This window comes from Pseudomonas sp. RL_5y_Pfl2_69, assembly GCF_963970465.1.
Classification (GTDB): domain Bacteria; phylum Pseudomonadota; class Gammaproteobacteria; order Pseudomonadales; family Pseudomonadaceae; genus Aquipseudomonas.
This window is the reverse complement of record NZ_CAXAOU010000001.1, coordinates 661501-675738: the sequence shown is the minus strand read 5'-3', so window position 1 is coordinate 675738 and position 14238 is coordinate 661501. Positions and strand designations below refer to the sequence as shown.

At 58.5% G+C, this 14238-nt stretch carries 12 protein-coding genes and 1 rRNA gene; 8 read left to right on the top strand and 5 right to left on the bottom strand.

Annotated elements, in window-relative coordinates:
- Nucleotides 1-190 precede the first annotated feature (190 nt).
- From rrf to AACY07_RS03170, 4 genes are all read left to right on the top strand, one after another.
- A 5S ribosomal RNA gene (gene rrf, locus AACY07_RS03185) occupies nucleotides 191-306 on the top strand.
- Nucleotides 307-502: 196 nt separating this feature from the next.
- Entirely contained in the window at nucleotides 503-1162 is a 660-nt protein-coding gene (locus AACY07_RS03180) for a paraquat-inducible protein A (protein WP_326427380.1), read from the top strand.
- Nucleotides 1149-1772, top strand: a complete 624-nt coding sequence (locus tag AACY07_RS03175; RefSeq protein ID WP_095003217.1) for a paraquat-inducible protein A — start codon at nucleotides 1149-1151, stop codon at nucleotides 1770-1772. The genes AACY07_RS03180 and AACY07_RS03175 overlap by 14 nt, the downstream gene beginning before the upstream one ends.
- On the top strand, nucleotides 1765-4068 hold the full coding sequence (locus AACY07_RS03170; protein ID WP_339473422.1) for a PqiB family protein: 2304 nt from the start codon (nucleotides 1765-1767) through the stop codon (nucleotides 4066-4068). Before AACY07_RS03175 ends, AACY07_RS03170 begins: the two co-directional genes overlap by 8 nt.
- A 56-nt stretch (nucleotides 4069-4124) precedes the next feature.
- On the opposite strand, the gene mksF is transcribed toward AACY07_RS03170, so the two are convergent.
- Genes mksF through mksB form a run of 3 tightly spaced genes read right to left on the bottom strand, consistent with a single transcriptional unit; the run spans nucleotide 4125 to nucleotide 8876 of the window.
- A complete protein-coding gene (gene mksF, locus AACY07_RS03165) occupies nucleotides 4125-6965 on the bottom strand; it encodes an Mks condensin complex protein MksF (RefSeq protein WP_339473421.1) in 2841 nt (946 codons plus the stop codon).
- Nucleotides 6962-7609 carry an Mks condensin complex protein MksE gene (gene mksE / locus AACY07_RS03160; RefSeq protein ID WP_133076458.1) on the bottom strand — a complete coding sequence of 216 codons (648 nt, stop codon included), beginning with the start codon at nucleotides 7607-7609 and terminating at the stop codon, nucleotides 6962-6964. Before mksE ends, mksF begins: the two co-directional genes overlap by 4 nt.
- Nucleotides 7599-8876, bottom strand: coding sequence for an Mks condensin complex protein MksB (mksB, locus tag AACY07_RS03155; RefSeq protein ID WP_133076457.1), 1278 nt, complete (start codon nucleotides 8874-8876; stop codon nucleotides 7599-7601). Before mksB ends, mksE begins: the two co-directional genes overlap by 11 nt.
- A gap of 144 nt (nucleotides 8877-9020) precedes the next feature.
- Between mksB and AACY07_RS03150 the strand changes: the two genes are divergently transcribed.
- Together AACY07_RS03150 and rimI are read left to right on the top strand one after the other, a co-directional pair.
- Nucleotides 9021-9794: an energy transducer TonB gene (locus AACY07_RS03150; protein ID WP_339473418.1), complete on the top strand. Its 774-nt coding sequence runs from the start codon at nucleotides 9021-9023 to the stop codon at nucleotides 9792-9794.
- Nucleotides 9787-10239, top strand: a complete 453-nt coding sequence (rimI, locus tag AACY07_RS03145; RefSeq protein WP_016781701.1) for a ribosomal protein S18-alanine N-acetyltransferase — start codon at nucleotides 9787-9789, stop codon at nucleotides 10237-10239. The genes AACY07_RS03150 and rimI overlap by 8 nt, the downstream gene beginning before the upstream one ends.
- 114 nt (nucleotides 10240-10353) lie before the next feature.
- Here rimI and AACY07_RS03140 read toward each other — a convergent pair whose 3' ends face one another.
- Nucleotides 10354-10737, bottom strand: a complete 384-nt coding sequence (locus tag AACY07_RS03140; protein ID WP_339473417.1) for a serine kinase/phosphatase — start codon at nucleotides 10735-10737, stop codon at nucleotides 10354-10356.
- Between the two features lie 154 nt (nucleotides 10738-10891).
- Between AACY07_RS03140 and can the strand changes: the two genes are divergently transcribed.
- Complete coding sequence (can, locus tag AACY07_RS03135; protein WP_019825187.1) at nucleotides 10892-11536, top strand: carbonate dehydratase; 645 nt, start codon at nucleotides 10892-10894, stop codon at nucleotides 11534-11536.
- A gap of 108 nt (nucleotides 11537-11644) precedes the next feature.
- On the opposite strand, the gene AACY07_RS03130 is transcribed toward can, so the two are convergent.
- The gene (locus AACY07_RS03130) at nucleotides 11645-13063 is read right to left on the bottom strand and encodes a short-chain fatty acid transporter (RefSeq protein ID WP_339473415.1); all 1419 of its coding nucleotides are present in this window, start codon (nucleotides 13061-13063) and stop codon (nucleotides 11645-11647) included.
- A gap of 186 nt (nucleotides 13064-13249) precedes the next feature.
- On the opposite strand from AACY07_RS03130, the gene AACY07_RS03125 reads away from it, so the two are divergent.
- Nucleotides 13250-14134 carry a Dyp-type peroxidase gene (locus tag AACY07_RS03125; RefSeq protein WP_339473414.1) on the top strand — a complete coding sequence of 295 codons (885 nt, stop codon included), beginning with the start codon at nucleotides 13250-13252 and terminating at the stop codon, nucleotides 14132-14134.
- The last annotated feature ends 104 nt before the right edge of the window (nucleotides 14135-14238 follow it).

Here is a 14238-nt window from a genome sequence, read left to right as displayed (position 1 = left end):
TGAGCTAACCAATACTAATTGCCCGTGAGGCTTGACCATATAACACCCAAGCAATTTGCGTCGAAGAGACCAGATTGCGGTGTGTGAAGACGATACAAACCGAAAGTTTGCGACTCACAAAACACCAGACTATTACATACCCATTCGCTGGAGCGTGAACCGAAAGGTGAACGACCTGGCTACCGAATTTCTTGACGACCATAGAGCATTGGAACCACCTGATCCCATCCCGAACTCAGAAGTGAAACGATGCATCGCCGATGGTAGTGTGGGGTTTCCCCATGTGAGAGTAGGTCATCGTCAAGATTAAATTCCAAACCCCCTGTCTGCTAACGCAGACAGGGGGTTTGTTTTTGGGCCGAGAAAAGTGGTGGTAAGTCCAAAACCCGGCTAAACCGCTCTTCAGTTCGGCTGCATCTAAAGTCCTACAAATATGCACAGTTATTTTGTAGTCCGCGCACTAGAATAGACTCAGTCAATTTCTGAGCCAGAGACTCCCTTTATGCCAGATCCGGTTGACCCCCGCGGGGTGTCAGAATTACCGCTGGACGAGTTGGTGGCCTGTCATGAGTGCGATTTGTTGATGCGCAAGCCGCATCTTGCTCTCGGTGAGAAAGCCCAATGCCCGCGCTGCGGTTACGAACTCTATGCTCACAGGTACAAGGTGGTCGAACGCAGCCTTGCGCTTGTGATCGCCGCATTGTTGCTCTACATACCTGCGAACTTTTTACCCATCATGCAGCTCAACCTGCTGGGCCAGGCGTCGCAAGACACGGTCTGGAGTGGTGTGCTTGGTTTGTTCAACACCGGCATGCAAGGCATAGCGGTGGTGGTGTTCCTGTGCAGTATGGGGATTCCGCTACTCAAGTTGCTCTGCCAGCTCGCCGTGCTGCTCAGCATTCGCTGGAATGTAGGGCGCAGCTACGGGTTGCTCATTTACCGCATTTATCATCACTTGCGTGACTGGGGCATGCTTGAGGTGTACCTGATGGGGGTGCTGGTGGCGATTGTGAAACTGGCCGATCTGGCTGAGCTGAGCCTTGGCCTGGGTTTGGTCTGTTTTGTGAGCTTATTGCTGGTACAGGTTTGGCTGGAGGTTGTGATGTCACCTCACCAGATTTGGCAGGCATTGTCCGGGGAGGATGTTCATGCGGGCGATTGATGCGGGTATCTTGATCTGTGGCGAGTGTCACGAACTCAACAGGCAAGACCCCGAAACCGACGAGCAGACCTGCACTCGCTGCGGCGCACTGGTCCATGCGCGTCGCCCTGACAGCCTGATGCGCACCTGGGCATTACTGCTGACCTCGGCCATTCTCTACATTCCGGCCAACCTGCTGCCGATCATGACCGTCAATTCATTGGGCCAAGGCTCCCCGAGCACTATCATGGCGGGTGTCATCGAGCTGGTGCAGCACGGCATGATTCCGATTGCGGCCGTCGTGTTTGTGGCAAGTATTCTGGTGCCCACTTTCAAGCTGGTCGGCATTGCCTTGCTGTTGTTTTCCGTGCAGCGCCATCAACCGTTGTCTGCGCGGCAACGTATCATCATGTATCGCTTTATTGAGTTCATTGGCCGTTGGTCAATGTTGGATATTTTCGTCATCGCCATTTTGGTGGCCGTGGTGAACTTTGGACGCATAGCCAGCATCGAGGCCAATCTGGGCGCGGTGGCTTTTGCCAGTGTGGTGGTGCTGACGATGCTTGCAGCTGTAACTTTTGATCCCCGACTGATTTGGGACAATACGGAGTCGGACGACGACCATGAGTGACTTGCCTACCGCTAAAACCCGCCCGGCTTCGAACTGGTCGGCGATCTGGATCCTCCCGCTTATTGCCCTGATCATTGGTGGCTGGCTGGGGTGGCGTGCCTACAGCCAAACCGGCATCGATATTCAAGTGCGCTTTGAAAGTGGTGAAGGCATCGTCGCCAACAAGACCGAAGTGGTCTACAAAGGCATGCCTGTGGGCAAGGTCAAGACCCTGGCCCTGGATGAAGACGGTCCGAACAAGGGTGTAATTGCCACGGTCGAGATGGACAAGGACGTCGAGCAATACCTGAAGACCAACACCCGCTTCTGGCTGGTCAAGCCCAGCGTGTCATTGGCCGGTATCACGGGGCTCGAAACCCTGGTCTCGGGTAACTACATCGCCGTGAGTCCTTCCGATGGAGAGCCTGCGCGCAAGTTCAAGGCACTGTCGCAAGAGCCGCCCCTGTCAGATGCTGTGCCCGGCCTTCACCTGACCCTCAAGGCTGAGCGTCTCGGCTCGCTGAACCGTGGCAGCCCGGTTTTCTATAAGCAAATCCAGGTCGGCCAGATCAAAAGCTACGTGCTCTCGGAAGACCAGAGTACGGTCGAGATCAAAGTCTTTATCGAGCCTACCTACGCCAATCTTGTGCGCAAACACACGCGTTTCTGGAATGCCAGCGGGATCAGCATCGACGCCAACCTGTCAGGTGTGAAGCTGCGCAGCGAGTCCCTTGCCAGCATCGTCGCGGGTGGTATTGCGTTCGCTACTCCTGAAAACCGCAAAGACAGCCCGCCTACCGACTCGAACCTGCCGTTCAGGCTCTATGAGGATTTCGATGCCGCCCAGGCCGGGATCAAGGTCAAAGTTAAGCTCAGCGACTTCGAGGGCCTGCAGGCGGGTCGCACACCGGTCATGTACAAAGGCATACAGGTCGGCAGCCTCAAGGGCCTCAAGGTCGATCCGGACCTGACCAGCGCTAGCGCCGAGCTGACCCTCGACCCGTTGGCCGAAGACTATCTGGTGCAAGGGACTCAGTTCTGGGTGGTCAAGCCGTCGATCTCCCTGGCCGGTATCACCGGGCTGGAGGCATTGGTAAAGGGTAACTACATCGCCATTCGTCCGGGTGACAAGGGCAGCACCCCCGAGCGTGAATTTGTCGCACGGCCAAAAGCGCCACCGCTGGACCTGCGTTCGCCGGGCCTGCACATGGTGCTCTTTACCGAGAACCTGGGTTCGCTGGATGTTGGCAGCCCGATTCTCTACAAGCAGGTCAAAGTCGGTTCAGTGCAGAGCTATCAGTTCTCTCGCACGAAAAAGCAGCTCGTGATTGGGGTACATATCGAGAAGGAATACGAAAACCTGGTCAATGCCTCGACTCGCTTCTGGAATGCCAGCGGTATCACGCTCACCGGCGGCCTGACCGGCGGGATTCAGGTCAAGAGTGAATCCCTGCAAAGCCTGATGGCTGGCGGGATTGCTTTTGAAACCCCGGAGGCCACCGCGCCGCTGCAAAAACGGATCCCGCGCTTCCGCCTGTTTACTGACCGTGATGCCGCGATGCAGCAGGGTGTAGCCGTTACGATCAAGGTGGCTCGTGCCGATGGGCTGCGAGAGGGCACACCTATTCGTTTCAAGGGGCTGGATGTGGGCAAGATCGAAAGCGTCGACCTGAGCCAGGATTTGCAGTCGGTCATGCTCAAGGCGCGCATTACCGAAGTCCCGGAGCGCATTGCGCGGGTCGGCAGCCAGTTCTGGGTGGTCAAGCCAGAATTGGGGCTGATGAAAACGGCGAACCTCGAAACCCTGGTGACAGGCCAGTACCTGGAAGTGCAGCCCGCAATCAAGCAACTGGGCCGCCAGACCAGCTTTGTAGCGCTGGAGCAGGCACCGGATGCTGCCGTTCCCCAGGCCGGGTTGAGCCTTGTTTTGAGCGCTGCCCGCCGTGGCTCGCTCAAAGAGGGCGTGCCTGTTACCTACCGCGAAGTCACCGTGGGCAAGGTGACGGGCTATGAGCTGGGTAGCACCGCCGATCGCGTGCTGGTACACATCCTGATCGAGCCCCGTTACGCGCCGTTGGTGCGCACCGGTAGCCGCTTCTGGAACACCAGCGGTTTTGGTGTCGACTTCGGCCTGTTCAAAGGGGCAACGATTCGTACCGAGTCGCTGGAAACCCTGGTCCAGGGCGGCATTGCATTCGCTACCCCGGGTGATGACAAGATGGGTAATCAGGCCCGCCCCGAGCAAACCTTCCCGCTCTTCGACAAGTTCGAAGACGAGTGGCTGCAATGGGCGCCGAAGATCCAGCTAGGCAAATAAGCACCAAAAAAAACCGCGATCAGTGATCGCGGTTTTTTTATGTCCAGAATTGAGCCTCAGACTTCATCCAGTTCAGGCTCTTGCACAGCGGCCACCGCATCAGGCTTGACCTCATCATGGCGACGAATGTACTTCCAGTCGTCTTCATCGATGTAAATCCCGTTAGGCCCGCTACCGCCTTCAAGGTCAATCGCCACATGGGCGCAGACCTGGGGTTTCACGCTGGCCAGAATTGGCACGAAGCCCAGCTGCAAGCTGGTTTCCAACAAGGCAGTCTGGTTTTTCTCGTCAATGTCCGCGGCTTCGTCCAGGTAGTACGGCAAGCGGATACGGCCCGCTTGATCGCGATCCATCAAGTGCAGCAACAAATACATGTTGGTCAGCGCCTTGATCGTCATGGTCGTACCGTTGGATGCCGCCCCGTCGATATCGGTATGGATCACCGGCTGGCCATTGACCTTGGTGATCTCGAACGCCAGCTCAAACAAGTCCTTGAGCCCCAACTGGTTGTGGTTGGCTGCTACCAGTCGCGCCAGATATTCCTTGGCCTCTTCGTTCTTGTTGTCCTGCTCGGCACTCTGGCTGAGGTCGAACACCGACAGGGTTTCGCCTTCTTCGTACTGACCGGCGCTGTGGATAATCTGATCGATATGCTTGAGCGCCTCCTTGTTGGGGGCCAGCACAATGCGGAAGCTCTTGAGGTTGGACACCTGGCGCTTGTTGATCTCGCGGTTGAACAGTGCCAGTTGATGCTCAAGGCTGTCGTAGTCGCTGCGGATGTTGCGTAGTGTACGGGCGATGTCAGTCACTGCCGCCCGGCGCGCCTTGCCCAGGGTCAACGCTTCTTCGGTGCGGTGTGCGTAAGCGTTGATCAACAACTGCAGGCGCCGCTCCATATCGTCTTCGCTGTCGAACTTGGCCACGCCTTTGAGGCGCACCTGCGCATACAGGGCTTCGATCTGGCCATCGCAGCGCAACAGGCCCTGCCAGCTGTCCTGATAGTCGTTGAGCAATGGCAGCAGGTTGTCCATCGAGTCATCGACCGGGTCCATAAACGGCGTACCGAAGGGCAAGTCAGCGGGCAGTAATTGGCGTCGACGCAAGCTGTCATCCAGGGTTCGCTGCTTGGCTTCCATGTCACCGATCTGGCGCCCGACCAACTGCAACTTGGCAGACAATTGCTGCACGCGCTCGGTAAAGGCATCGCTGGAGCGCTTCAGCTCGTCTTGCGCGGCTTCGGCCTGGGCCAGTTGCTCAAGCTTTTCGCCTTCCTCGGCACCCAGCGTCTGACTACGGCGGAAGTCTTCAAGGGCCTTCTGCGCATCCAGCACTTGCTGATACAACGACTCGGCTTCGGTTTTGCTCGCGGCGCGATCCGACGTGACGGCTTGCTGGGTTTTCAGTTGCTTGAGTTCTTTTTCCAGACGCTCTTTCTGCTCGCGCAATGCCGCCCGGTCAGCCAGCGCCTGCAGGGCAGGAGGCTCAATGTGGCTGAGGTCGATGGACAGGCCCGGGGCCTCAAAGCGCTCGCCCTTGAAACCGTCGAGAATCAATTCCAGCGACTTGACCCAGGCATCGCTGTCATCCAGCGCAATCCCGTGCTCGCCCAACGGCAAGCTGAACAGGGCGCTGTTGAACAGGCGCATCAGGCGCTCCACATCCTGCTGCGAAAACTCTTCGCGCAGGCGGGCATAACTGTTGTTATCGGCGTGATCGAGTTGTTGTTTGACGGACTTGAGGCGTTTTTCCAGGTCGCGCAAACGCTCGTCCAGATCCTCGGCACTGAACTGGCGTGATTGCGCCAGCGCGCCTGCCAGTTCGTCATGGGCGTCCTTGGCACTCAGCAGTTGCTGCTCCAGTACCTTCACGTCGTCAACCAGGGCAAAGCGGTGCTTGAGCACCGACAACTCGCCCAGCCAGCGTTGAGTACCGGCGATTTCCCGCTCCAGGCGCATCAGCTCCTGGGTGCTGCTGCGCTGATCGTTTTGCAGGGCGTCCTGCTCGTTGCGGTAGTGCTCGGACTGAATCAGCAGCTCTTCCTTGCGAGCCCCGGCGTAGTCCTGCCAGGTGCCGAGCAAAGAGTCCAGCAGCGGCGACAGGCGATGCAGCTTGCCGCGCAACAGGTCGCGCTGACGAACGCCGGCAGCCAGTGACTCAACCAAGGGCCCGGCGCCGACCAGTGCGTTGTAGTCCTGCTCCATACGTCGCACATCGCGAAAAGCTTCTTCACACGCGGCGATGTAGTCAACGCTACCCGAGCGCAGACTGTGTTCAAACGCATCGAGAAACAGCTGCTTGAGCTTGGCAGCGGTGATTTCGCGCATATGCAGCAGGTTGATAAACAGTGCGCGGAACGTTTTGAGGCTCTGTTCACTTGTGGAGCGCAGGGGGATCAGTGTCAGATCCAGCGGAATAGAGGTATGCCCACCCACCAGCAAACGACGTAGTTCATCAGGCTTGAGTTCGTAGGCTTTGAGGCCATTGCGCTCAAGGTTATTGAACAGTTCTTTCTGGCGCAGGCAGGTGTCGTCTTTTTGGTAGTGAGCCAGGTCCAGCTTGCCCGCATAGGCGAAAAACTGGTGCCCGAAGCCACCGCCGGGCCCGCGTCCCACTACACCGATCACATGGGGACCGTGGGGCAGTGAGACTTCGACCAGGATGTAGCTGGTATCAGAGGCAAAGTAGAAGCGCCGCGATTGCTCCAGGCTGTATTTGCCAAAGCTCATGTCTGACATGCGCGCCAGAATCGGGAACTGCAAAGCGTTGATCGATGCGGATTTACCGAGGTTGTTCGCCCCGTATACCGACAGCGGATGTTCCAGCGGGAACAGGCCCAGGCTGTATCCAGCGGTGTTCAGCAAGGCAAAGCGGCGTATGCCGTAGCGTTCCTGGCTCATGCGTCCATCTCCTGTTGTTCATCCGCGATGGCGCGGGCCAGAGCCGCTTCGTCGTCAATGTCGTCATCGACCAGAACCGGTGTCGGCAAAGGCAGGATGCTGTGCAGGCTGGCTGCCAGATCGCGGTCTTGCTGCACCGACAGGCACACATCCAGAAACCGGTGCATCGGTGGCAGAAAGCGGTAGATGCCGGGTTCTTCACTGGCAAAGCCGAGCTGGGTCATGCGGCGCATGATCTTTTCTTCCAGCTCTTCATGGGTGGTGACTTCGGCCTGTACAAACAGGTCGCGGTACTTTTCAAGCAAGGCGGGCAACTCGTCGCGGCCCAGGCTGCCTCCGTCGAGTACGGCAATCGGGTCGCGGCCCTGATCGGCCAGATGCTCGACGATGATGAAGGTGAACAGCGCCAGACGCTGTGCGGTCTTGTTCACCTGGGCAGTGGCGGTCTCGGGTACGAAGTAATAGAAGCCGCGGGTGTCACACACCAGTTCAAAGCCCAGCGCTTTGAACAGCGTGCGGTATTGATCCTGGAAGTTCGACAGTTGCGCGTACAGTTCAGGATCCCGGCGACTGACGTGATAGCCCTTGAACAGCTCACGAAAAATCGGTGCCAGCTGGGACAGTTCAGAAAGATCAAGATGCATGCAGGGGGCTCGCAGAGGTCTGGGTCGCATCTTCGCTGTGAGAAAGCAAAGCGAATGAGCGCAGGCTGACCCGATGTTCGTGGGTGTGGTAATCGCGACGCTCAAGGCGTTCGCGCACGAAGCGTTTTTCACGGGACAGGCGGGAGAACCAGTACAGCAATTCGTCGGTGTCGCCGTCCGGCTCTTGTGCCAGCAGCCAGTTCATCAAGTCCGGCATCGGCAGCGCGTCGCTGCAGCGGTCGAGCATTTCCTTGACCGTGCGCGGGGCCTTGGGTGTTTCGCCCCGGTGGACTTTATGGGCCTTGGGGAATTTCGCGGGTTTGGGCTCGAAGCGGGCCAGGGCATAGACATAAGCCTCGACCTGACTGGCGCTGCCCAAGAAGGTGCTTTGCGGGCGAGTGAACATCGGCATCGAGGCTTGAGGCACCGCGTCCAGTCCCTTGCGCCGGATGGCTGCCAGCGCCAGCGCTGCACCGCGGGTTACGGCGTTATGCCGGCGGGCTTCTTCACGCAGCGGCAGTAGCAGTTCACGGGCATGGCGCAGGGTCATCTGGGCGCTGGTCTGCATTTCGAGGATGCGCGCATGGGTGCGCAACAGCATGTCGTCGTCCACCAGGTGGCCGAGTCGTTGCTGCTCGCTGAGCATGCGCAGCAGCACGATTTCAACCTTGCGTACGCCTTGCTCAAAAGCGCCGTCGGCGTTGACCAGTTGAATCATGGGTTCGACATACTCATCCCACGTCGCCAGTACTTCGGCGTAGCGCTGGCGCAGCGGGATCTGCCGGTCGCTGGTCTTGGCCCGCTCGGCTACGGCGACCAACGCTTGCTCATCGTTCGCCAGTTTCTTCAGTACATCACGTACACGCATGTCGAGCAGGCGCAGCTGGCGTGCCAGATCATGGCCGTCACGGATGTCGAACGCATCCTGGATATATCCGGCCAAACGCTCCAGATGGCGCAGGTAAGCTTCGATTTCCAGGCACAGGCCAAGGCGATGTTCGTGCCTCAGATACGCCAGAAAATCGTGGATTTGCGCGTTGAGCTCGAAGCGGTTCGGGCTTTTTGCGACTGGCACCAGTATGTCCAGACGGATCCAGCTGTCGAGCACGGTGGTGATGTCTTGTGGTGTGCTGTCCACCTGATGAGCGGCCAGTTGCAGGCGCAGTTCGTTGAGGCTCAAGGTGCCTTGGTCGAAGTGTTCACACAAAGGCTCAAGGAGTGCCCAGTGCTCGGCGAGGGCACGTAAAACGCGCTTGGGTTCGATCATGGGAGGGCCAGTCAATTGGCAAGTAAAGGCCGCGATTGTACTGCAACGTGCGGTCGAGTCATCACTTGGCGGATCAACTGCAGGCGGGAAGGGCAGAAGGGCGGTAGAATCCCCCCTCTTTAGTTATCCACAGATGGCCGACCTTTGTTGAACGAGTCCCGCCGCCGCGCTTTTTTGACTGCCATGCAAGTGGTCAGCTGGTTGCCGCGCACTGAACTGCCGTTTGCCGCCCCTTCGCGGCCAGAGCTGCTGGTACTTCCCGAACCACCGGCCGAGCCTGTCATCACGCGACCTGTGGTCAAGGCTGCGGTCGCGCCGGGCAAACCTGCGGAGCGTCCAAAAATCGAAGTGCCCCGGCCTTCGGTCAGCCGGCCTGTCAGCAAACCCGTGGTTGAGGCTGAATCGGCGCCTGTGCCGGCCAAGGTCGTGCAACTGCCACCGCCACGCTTTGCCTTGCAATTGCTGCGTGCCGGGCGATGCCTGGTGCTGGTGGAGTTACCCACAGGCAGTGCATTCCAGAGTCGTGATCCGGCCTATTTATTGTTGAAGGACATGCTGCGCGCGGCGGGGCTGCCCGATAGTCCGCAGATCATTGGCGAGCCGGTGCGCTGGCCGTTGCTGCGCCGTGGCAATGTCGATCAGGGGCCTGAGGCTGCACGCGAATTCGTGCAGGGCTTTGTCATGGCCCGCCTCGAAGAGGCCGAGTGCGCCTGTTTGTGGCTGGTGGGGCTGCCGGCCGTGCGCTTTGCCGGTGAGACCGATGCACAGGCGTTCAACCGCGAACTCCACATCGAAGGACTGGGCTGCGCATGGGCGTTGCCGGGTCTTGAACTTTTAATGGATGAGCCACAACGCAAAGCGGATGTGTGGCAAGCCATGCGCCAGCTGATGGCGCGCTGGAAACAAAACGATGAGTGATGCCGTAACGTTCCGCCCGATGACCGAGGCGGACCTTGATGCCGTATTGAAAATTGAATACGCCGCCTTCAGCCATCCCTGGACCCGAGGTATTTTTCTCGACGGTCTGGGCAAGTACCACATCTGGCTGATGTTTGAAGGTGAGCAGCAAGTGGGGCATGGCGTGGTGCAAATCATCCTCGACGAAGCTCATTTGCTGAACATCACCGTCAAGCCCGAAAGCCAGGGCCGAGGCCTGGGACTCAAGTTGCTTGAGCACCTGATGTCCATTGCCTACCAGCACGAAGCCCGTGAATGCTTCCTCGAACTGCGTGACAGCAACACGGCCGCGTTCAAGTTGTATGAGCGTTATGGCTTCAACGAAATCGGCCGCCGCCGCGACTACTACCCTGCGGTAGGTGGTCGTGAAGATGCGGTGGTGATGGCCTGCACCCTGGTCGACTGACGGCGAAAAGTCGTTAGGTGGGCGCGGGCTTGCTCGCGATGCTGGCGTTGCGGTTTATCAGGCAAACCGTGTTGATCCGATCGCGAGCAAGCCCGCTCCCACAGGGTTTACCTTTCAAGGCTTGCGTCCTACCGGGTCAATTTCCGCCAGTTCTGCCTCATCCAGCCCTTTTCCGGCGCCTATTTCGTCCTCGTCGACCAGGCTCAAATCCCAGTCAGCAGCGCCGTTCGGGCTCTGGGCGGCTTCCTTGGCATCGCGGGCACCGTCTTCGCGGATGAGCATCTCCTGCTCAAGGTCGTCGTCATTGAGGCCCAAGTCCAGTTCATCATCCAGCACCGCCCTGTGTTTGACTTTTTCATCGTTGATAAACAGGTCACTGATGGGCTCGTACGTGTCGTCGTCATCAAAATTCAGTGGCTCGACGGAGCCCATGGCGTCTTCTATATCGTCTATGGGCGCGGGTTGCGGTGCCCCGTAAGGGCGGCGTGAATCATTCATGGTAATTCCTCATCGTATGGGGCCTTAATACGATGACTGTAGCCATTGTTGAAGATTCCACCCGACCGACCGCCGGAATGACATTGATGAACGACGTGACCTCGACCGCAGGTCGGTTGTCAAAGCAGCGCATCAACTCTTGAGGCTTCACAGCATGAACGAACTACAAGATCTGATTGATAACAACGAGCGCTGGGCCGATGCGATCAAGCAGGAAGATCCTGACTTCTTCGCCAAGCTGGCTCGCCAGCAAACGCCTGAGTACCTGTGGATTGGTTGTTCGGATGCCCGTGTACCGGCCAACGAAATTGTCGGCATGTTGCCCGGTGATCTCTTTGTGCACCGTAACGTGGCCAATGTCGTGCTGCACACTGACTTGAACTGTCTGTCGGTGATCCAGTACGCGGTCGATGTGTTGAAGGTCAAACATATTCTGGTGACCGGCCACTATGGCTGTGGCGGCGTACGCGCATCCATGAAGGACCAGCAACTGGGCCTGATCGATGGTTGGCTGCGCTCCATTCGCGACCTGTATTACGAAAACCGCGAAGTGCTGGCGCTGTTGCCGACCGAGGAAGAGCGGGTAGACCGTCTGTGTGAGCTGAACGTGATCCAGCAAGTGGCCAACGTCGGTCACACCAACATTGTGCAAAATGCCTGGCATCGCGGGCAGAAGCTGTCAGTTCACGGGTGCATTTACGGGATCAAGGACGGTCGCTGGAAAAGCCTGAACACCACGATCAGCGGTCTTGACCAGTTGCCGCCGCAGTATCGTCTGCGTCCACTGGGTTCGATCTGAGGTTGCATGCCTGACCCGTGGGAGCGGGCTTGCTCGCGATGGTATCGACGCGGTTTTCCTGCATGACCGCGCCGCCTGAATCGCGAGCAAGTCCGCTCCCACATTTGGTTACGGCATCACTGGCGGCGTATACGTCAGGGTCGTCCCCAGCGCCCACAGCAAAAACAGCACCAGGGGTGCGTGCACCAGTAACTGCACAAACGAAAAGCCGATCAAGTCTCGCGCTTTCAGGCCCAGCACGCCCAGCAGCGGCAGCATGTAGAACGGGTTGATCAAGTTGGGCAGCGCTTCGGCTGCGTTGTAAATCTGAACAGCCCAACCCAGGTGGTACCCCAGGTCATTGGCCACTTGCATCACATAGGGCGCTTCGATAATCCACTTGCCGCCCCCCGACGGAATGAAAAACCCCAAAATCGCCGAATAGACACCCATCAAGAGCGCATAGGTGTCATGGGATGCGATCTGCACAAAAAATGTCGAGATGTGATGGGCCAGGGTTTGCCCGTCAGTTCCCTTGACCACTGTCATCAGCGCCGCAATCGAACCGTACAGCGGGAACTGAATCATCACCCCGGTGGTGGTCGGCACGGCGCTGGTCACCGCATTCAGAAAACTGCGCGGCCGCCAGTGCAGCAAAGCCCCGAGCATCAAAAACAGAAAGTTGTAGGTGTTGAGTCCGGAGATGGCGCTGATCGCAGGTTTGGTCGAAAACTCATGGAACAACCAGCCCGCTGCCAGCAGTACCAGCAAAATGGTCAACAGCGGGCTGTACTCCAGCCACTCGCCGGGTCGTGTGCGCGGGGGCAACTTTGGCGAGCTGAAGCTTGGGTCAATGCCGCAGGCCGCAGCGTCACGGGCAGACTCAGGGCCGGGCGCGGTCGCGTAGGCTACGATGAGCGACACCACGACCAGGGCTGCCAGCAACACGCCTGATTGCCAAAGAAAGATCGTCTCGGTGAAGGGGATAACCCCCGTGATTGCAAGAATCGACGGCGGCAGGCTGGCCGGGTTGGCCTGTAACTGAGCGGCCGAAGACGACAAGCCCAGTGCCCACACCGCACCCAGCCCCAAATAGGCCGCAGCCCCGGCGGCGCGATAGTCCATGCGCAGGTTGGTGCGACGTGCCAGCGCCCGCACCAGCAAGCCGCCAAACACCAGCGACAGCCCCCAGTTGAGCAACGAGGCGACCATCGAAATCAGCGCCACCCAGCACACGGCCTGACGCCCGTTTTTTGGCACTTGTGCCAGTTTGTCGATGAGCTTGACGGCGGGGGGCGAGCTGGCCACGACATAGCCGCCAATGACCACGAAGGCCATTTGCATGGTGAACGGGATCAGGCTCCAGAATCCGTCACCAAAGGCCATCGCGGCATCGGTGGGCTTGGCGCCCATAAACAAAGTGGCCAGTGTCACTGTGATCACCGCAACTGCGGCGAACACCCACGAGTCGGGGAACCAGCGCTCGGCAAAGTTCGAGCAGCGAAGGGCAAAGCGGGCAGAACGGCTGTCTGCAATCTCGGCGGCCATGGGAAGTACCTCGGTTTCTTATGATTGTGATACCGCCAGCATGAGCGACTTGCGAGGCGCAGTCATTCATCCGCTGATTTTTCGATGGGTTTTGAGCCAAGCGTCATCTGTGCGATAAAAATAACCGCTGCTGTCCGAAAAGATGCCGGTGAGGGGTAAACTCTTTCCTTTCCAAAAGGAGTTTCTATGAGCTTTTACCAGCCAGGCATTCTTGCCAAACCGGTGCCTTCACAGGCGCGCTATATGTTTTTCGCCCTCAAGTCAGTAGAAGCATTGCCGGCTGCACTGGACGTTTTGTCTGCGTGGGTGGACGGCAAAAGCGTCGTGGCGGGTCTGGGCTCGCCGCTGGTATTGGCACTTGGCGCGAAAGTCCCGGGGCTTCGCGTGTTTCCGGCACTCAACGCCATGGTTGAAAACCCGTCGACCCAACACGCCCTGTGGTTGTGGTTGCTGGGCGATGACCGTGGTGAGTTGCTGCATCGCAGCCAGGCCATCGAAGCGGCGCTGGCGCCTGCCTTCAACCTGCTGCAAGTGACCGAAGGCTTCCGTTACGGCTCCGACCGTGACCTGACCGGCTACGAAGACGGTACAGAAAACCCGGTGGATGAAGCGGCTGTCGACGCCGCTATCGTTGCGAACGCTGGCGCAGGGCTGGACGGTGGCAGCTTTGTTGCCATCCAGCAGTGGCAGCATGACCTGAACGGCTTCGCCGCACTGCCGTCCGAGGAGCAGGACAACATCATGGGCCGTCGCATGAGCGACAACGAAGAACTGGACGATGCTCCAGACTCCGCCCACGTCAAACGCACGGCACAAGAAAGCTTCTCGCCAGAAGCCTTTATCGTGCGCCGCTCCATGCCGTGGACAGAAAACGGCAAGTCCGGCCTGATGTTCGTCGCCTTCGGTCGCACCCTGAACGCCTTTGAAGTTCAGCTGCGTCGTATGAGCGGTATGGAAGACGGCATCATCGACGGGCTGTATCGCTACAGCCGCCCGCTTAATGGCGGCTATTACTGGTGCCCGCCATTGAAGGACGGGCGTATGGACTTGAGTGCTGTGCGGACTTTGTAGAAAAAACGTCTGCCCTTGTAGTCGCTGATCGCAGCCTTCGTTCCTCGTCAGTGACTACAGGTTTTGCGCGGTTTCAGGAATTGTCTGATTATTTTTTTCATGCC

Coding starts and splice junctions, on each gene's coding strand:
- AACY07_RS03180 (WP_326427380.1), top strand. CDS start 503: ATGCCAGATCCGGTTGACCCCCGCGGGGTGTCAGAATTACCGCTGGAC.
- AACY07_RS03175 (WP_095003217.1), top strand. CDS start 1,149: ATGCGGGCGATTGATGCGGGTATCTTGATCTGTGGCGAGTGTCACGAA.
- AACY07_RS03170 (WP_339473422.1), top strand. CDS start 1,765: ATGAGTGACTTGCCTACCGCTAAAACCCGCCCGGCTTCGAACTGGTCG.
- mksF (WP_339473421.1), bottom strand. CDS start 6,965: ATGAGCCAGGAACGCTACGGCATACGCCGCTTTGCCTTGCTGAACACC.
- mksE (WP_133076458.1), bottom strand. CDS start 7,609: ATGCATCTTGATCTTTCTGAACTGTCCCAGCTGGCACCGATTTTTCGT.
- mksB (WP_133076457.1), bottom strand. CDS start 8,876: ATGATCGAACCCAAGCGCGTTTTACGTGCCCTCGCCGAGCACTGGGCA.
- rimI (WP_016781701.1), top strand. CDS start 9,787: ATGAGTGATGCCGTAACGTTCCGCCCGATGACCGAGGCGGACCTTGAT.
- AACY07_RS03140 (WP_339473417.1), bottom strand. CDS start 10,737: ATGAATGATTCACGCCGCCCTTACGGGGCACCGCAACCCGCGCCCATA.
- can (WP_019825187.1), top strand. CDS start 10,892: ATGAACGAACTACAAGATCTGATTGATAACAACGAGCGCTGGGCCGAT.
- AACY07_RS03130 (WP_339473415.1), bottom strand. CDS start 13,063: ATGGCCGCCGAGATTGCAGACAGCCGTTCTGCCCGCTTTGCCCTTCGC.
- AACY07_RS03125 (WP_339473414.1), top strand. CDS start 13,250: ATGAGCTTTTACCAGCCAGGCATTCTTGCCAAACCGGTGCCTTCACAG.